The following is a 4,175-nucleotide window of genomic DNA, read 5'->3' as shown; positions in this document are numbered from 1 at the left end:
CTTTCANNANNAAAAGTNCAAGCGGGCCCGAGAGATTACAGATTCCGCAGCGCGGCGACTACTGCGTCGCCCATTTCTTGCGTGCCGACTTTGGTGCAACCCTGTGACCAAATGTCACCGGTGCGCAAGCCTTGATCCAACACCAGGCTTACGGCCTTCTCGATGGCATCGGCCGCGTCGCTCAGGTTGAAGCTGTAACGCAGCATCATCGACACCGACAAAATGGTCGCCAGCGGGTTGGCAATGCCCTGCCCTGCGATGTCCGGCGCCGAACCGTGGCAGGGCTCGTACATGCCCTTGTTGTTGGTGTCCAGGGACGCCGACGGCAGCATGCCGATGGAACCGGTGAGCATCGAGGCCTGGTCGGACAGGATGTCGCCGAACAGGTTGTCGGTGACGATCACGTCGAACTGCTTCGGCGCACGCACCAGCTGCATCGCGGCGTTGTCGACGTACATGTGGCTCAGTTCGACGTCCGGGTAGTCCTTGGCCACTTCTTCGACGATTTCGCGCCACAGTTGGCTGGAGGCCAGTACGTTGGCTTTGTCGACGGAGCAGACCTTTTTGCCGCGCACACGGGCCATGTCGAAACCGACACGGGCGATACGGCGGATTTCGCTCTCGCTGTACGGCAGAGTGTCGTAGGCCTGACGCTCGCCGTTTTCCAGGGTGCGGGTGCCGCGTGGTGTACCGAAATAGATGCCGCCGGTCAGCTCACGGACGATCAGGATGTCCAGGCCCGAAACNACTTCCGGCTTGAGGCTCGACGCGTCGGCCAGTTGCGGGTAGAGGATGGCCGGACGCAGGTTGCCGAACAGGCCCAGTTGCGCGCGAATTTTCAGCAGGCCGCGCTCAGGGCGGATATCACGTTCGATCTTGTCCCATTTCGGGCCGCCTACGGCGCCGAGCAGCACAGCGTCAGCAGCACGGGCACGGTCCAGCGTCTCGTCGGCCAAGGGCACGCCATGCTTGTCGATGGCGGCGCCGCCGATCACGTCGTGGCTCAGTTCGAAGCCCAGGCTGTACTTGGTGTTAGCCAATTCCAGGACTTTGACCGCTTCGGCCATGATTTCCGGACCAATACCGTCGCCAGGAAGAATCAGAATCTGCTTGCTCATGCTTTCCTCATGTCATCAGTCGGTGCGCCTTGGGCGCCCCCGGAAAAATTCTATCGCTCTGCCATCAGCACCAGTACATCTGTACTGAACGAACCATCGGCCTCAATCTCAAAATATTCGCGCACTTCATTGCCCATCGACTGCTGCAACTCGCGGATTGCCGCGCGCATCACTTCTGGCGTGCGCATGCGCTCAACCCAGGAGTTGTACTCCAGCCGCAACCGTTGACGCGTAGTGCTACGGGTATGCAACCCCGCTTCGCTGACCTGACGCAACCACTCGCCGGCGGAATAATCGCGCACGTGGCTGGTGTCGCGCAGCACTTCGACGGTTTGCAGGTAAGTGTCAAACAACGGACTGCCCGGTGACAACACGTCGATGAACGCTGCCACCCCACCCGGTTTCAATACCCGCCGGACTTCGCGCAGGGCCAGGCCGAGATCGCTCCAATGGTGCGCCGAGTAACGACTGAAGACGAAGTCGAACTCACCATCGGCAAACGGCAGGCGCTCGGCGGCACCGTTGACCGTGGTCACATTGCTCAAACCACGGTCCACAGCGGCGGCAGTGACCACGTCGAGCATCTGCTGGGACAGGTCGTAGGCCACCACTTCCTTGACCCGCGACGCCACGTGAAAACTCACGTGGCCGGCGCCACACCCTAAATCCAGCAGTCGTGCAGCGCCCTGCCCGGCCAGTTCGGCCTGGAGCACCGCGAATTCGGTGCCTTGNGCATGTACGGCGCTGCTCAGATAGGCCGAGGCCTGTTCACCGAATTGCTTTTGGACTACCTGGCTGTGCTGGGCGGTGCGGGTCATGGGGACTTCCTTTTTGGGGTGAGTCTTGGGGTGTTCGTTCGGGCCTCATCGCTGGCAAGCCCGCTCCCACAGGGATTTTTGATGCTCACAAAACCTGTGGGAGCGGGCTTGCCCGCGATGAGGCCGGAACTGCCTACATCAATCTCGGATGGATCAATCACGCGTCGCGAAACAACCACGGCTGGCTCGCCCGGTGCTTGGCTTCAAACGTCGCAATCGCTTCATGGTCCATCAACGTCAGGCCGATATCGTCCAGACCGTTGAGCAGGCAATGCTTACGGAAGGCGTCAATTTCAAAGCTCAACACCTTGCCATCAGGACGGGTCACGGTCTGGGCCTGCAAATCGACCTGCAACTGATAACCCGNATCGGCTTCCACTTGCTTGAACAGCTCATCCACTTCGGCGTCGCTCAAGATGATCGGCAGCAAGCCGTTCTTGAAGCTGTTGTTGAAGAAGATGTCGGCGTAGCTCGGCGCGATGATGCTGCGAAAGCCATATTCTTCCAGGGCCCACGGCGCGTGTTCACGGCTGGAGCCGCAACCGAAGTTCTCGCGGGCCAGCAACACGCTGGCGCCTTGGTAACGCTCGGCGTTGAGCACAAAGTCCTTGTTCAGCGGGCGCTTGGAGTTGTCCTGGTAGGCGTAGCCCACGTCCAGGTAGCGCCACTCATCGAACAGGTTGGGGCCAAAACCGGTGCGCTTGATCGACTTCAAGAACTGCTTGGGGATGATCTGGTCGGTGTCGACGTTGGCACGGTCCAGAGGCGCGACAAGACCAGTGTGCTGGGTAAAAGCTTTCATGCTGCGCTCCTTAGATCAATTCACGGACGTCGACGAAACGACCGTTCACAGCGGCGGCGGCGGCCATGGCCGGGCTCACGAGGTGGGTACGGCCACCAGCGCCCTGACGGCCTTCGAAGTTGCGGTTGGAAGTCGANGCGCAATGCTCGCCCGATTCCAAACGGTCCGGGTTCATCGCCAGGCACATCGAGCAGCCCGGCTCACGCCATTCAAAACCGGCCTCGAGGAAGATCTTGTCCAGGCCTTCGGCTTCGGCTTGCGCTTTGACCAGGCCCGAGCCTGGCACCACGATGGCTTGTTTGATGGTCGAGGCGACTTTACGGCCTTTGGCGATCACCGCCGCGGCGCGCAGGTCTTCGATCCGCGAGTTGGTGCAGGAACCGATAAACACGCGGTCCAACTGGATGTCGGTAATCGCCTGGTTGGCTTTCAAGCCCATGTATTTCAAGGCGCGCTCGATGGAACCGCGCTTGACCAGGTCCATTTCCTTCGCAGGGTCCGGGACGTTCTGATCCACCGCCAAGACCATCTCGGGCGAAGTGCCCCAGCTGACTTGTGGCTTGATCTGGGTCGCGTCGAGTTCGACGACGGTGTCGAACGTGGCGTCTTCATCCGTCACCAGGTCTTTCCACGCTTCGACGGCCAAATCCCATTCCGCGCCTTTCGGAGCGAATGGACGGCCCTTCACGTAGGCCACGGTTTTTTCGTCAGCGGCCACCAGGCCCACGCGAGCGCCAGCCTCGATGGACATGTTGCAAATGGTCATGCGGCCTTCAATGGAGAGGTCGCGAATCGCGCTGCCGGCGAACTCGATGGCATGGCCGTTACCACCGGCGGTGCCGATCTTGCCAATCACNGCGAGAACGATGTCCTTGGCNGTCACGCCAAAGGGCAATGTGCCTTCGACCAGGACCAACATGTTCTTCATTTTTTTGGCGACCAGGCACTGGGTGGCGAACACATGTTCCACCTCGGATGTGCCGATGCCATGGGCCAACGCGCCGAACGCACCGTGAGTAGAGGTGTGGGAGTCGCCGCAGACCACAGTCATGCCGGGCAACGTCGCGCCCTGCTCCGGGCCGATCACGTGAACGATGCCTTGGCGCACGTCATTCATCTTGAATTCGGTGATGCCATATTCGTCGCAGTAATCGTCGAGGGTCTGCACCTGAAGGCGCGACACAGTGTCGACGATCGCGTCGATGCCGCCCTTGCGCTCAGGGGTCGTCGGTACGTTGTGGTCCGGGGTGGCGATGATCGAGTCGACGCGCCAAGGCTTGCGCCCGGCCAGCCGCAGGCCTTCAAAGGCTTGCGGCGAGGTCACTTCGTGAATGATGTGACGATCGATGTAAATTAGCGCGGAGCCATCGTCGCGCTGTTTGACCAAATGCGAATCCCAGAGCTTGTCGTAAAGCGTTTTGCCGGCCATCAGTCGGT

Annotated in this window: 4 protein-coding genes; all 4 read right to left on the bottom strand. The window is 60.6% G+C overall.

Features of this window, described 5'->3' with window-relative positions:
* Positions 1-35: 35 nt before the first annotated feature.
* The 4 genes from leuB to leuC all read right to left on the bottom strand — a co-directional run bounded on the left by leuB (position 36) and on the right by leuC (position 4,167).
* Positions 36-1,118, bottom strand: coding sequence for a 3-isopropylmalate dehydrogenase (leuB, locus tag B7L09_RS28350; RefSeq protein WP_094471610.1), 1,083 nt, complete (start codon positions 1,116-1,118; stop codon positions 36-38).
* Between the two features lie 50 nt (positions 1,119-1,168).
* Positions 1,169-1,936, bottom strand: coding sequence for a class I SAM-dependent methyltransferase (locus tag B7L09_RS28345; RefSeq protein ID WP_094471609.1), 768 nt, complete (start codon positions 1,934-1,936; stop codon positions 1,169-1,171).
* Positions 1,937-2,093: 157 nt separating this feature from the next.
* Entirely contained in the window at positions 2,094-2,738 is a 645-nt protein-coding gene (gene leuD, locus B7L09_RS28340; RefSeq protein ID WP_094471608.1) for a 3-isopropylmalate dehydratase small subunit, read from the bottom strand.
* Positions 2,739-2,748: 10 nt separating this feature from the next.
* A complete protein-coding gene (gene leuC / locus B7L09_RS28335) occupies positions 2,749-4,167 on the bottom strand; it encodes a 3-isopropylmalate dehydratase large subunit (RefSeq protein WP_094471611.1) in 1,419 nt (472 codons plus the stop codon).
* Positions 4,168-4,175: the final 8 nt, after the last annotated feature.

Origin of the sequence: Pseudomonas mandelii (genome assembly GCF_002251635.1) — a bacterium.
Taxonomy (GTDB): domain Bacteria; phylum Pseudomonadota; class Gammaproteobacteria; order Pseudomonadales; family Pseudomonadaceae; genus Aquipseudomonas; species Aquipseudomonas mandelii_B.
This window is presented reverse-complemented; position numbering and strand designations above follow the sequence as displayed.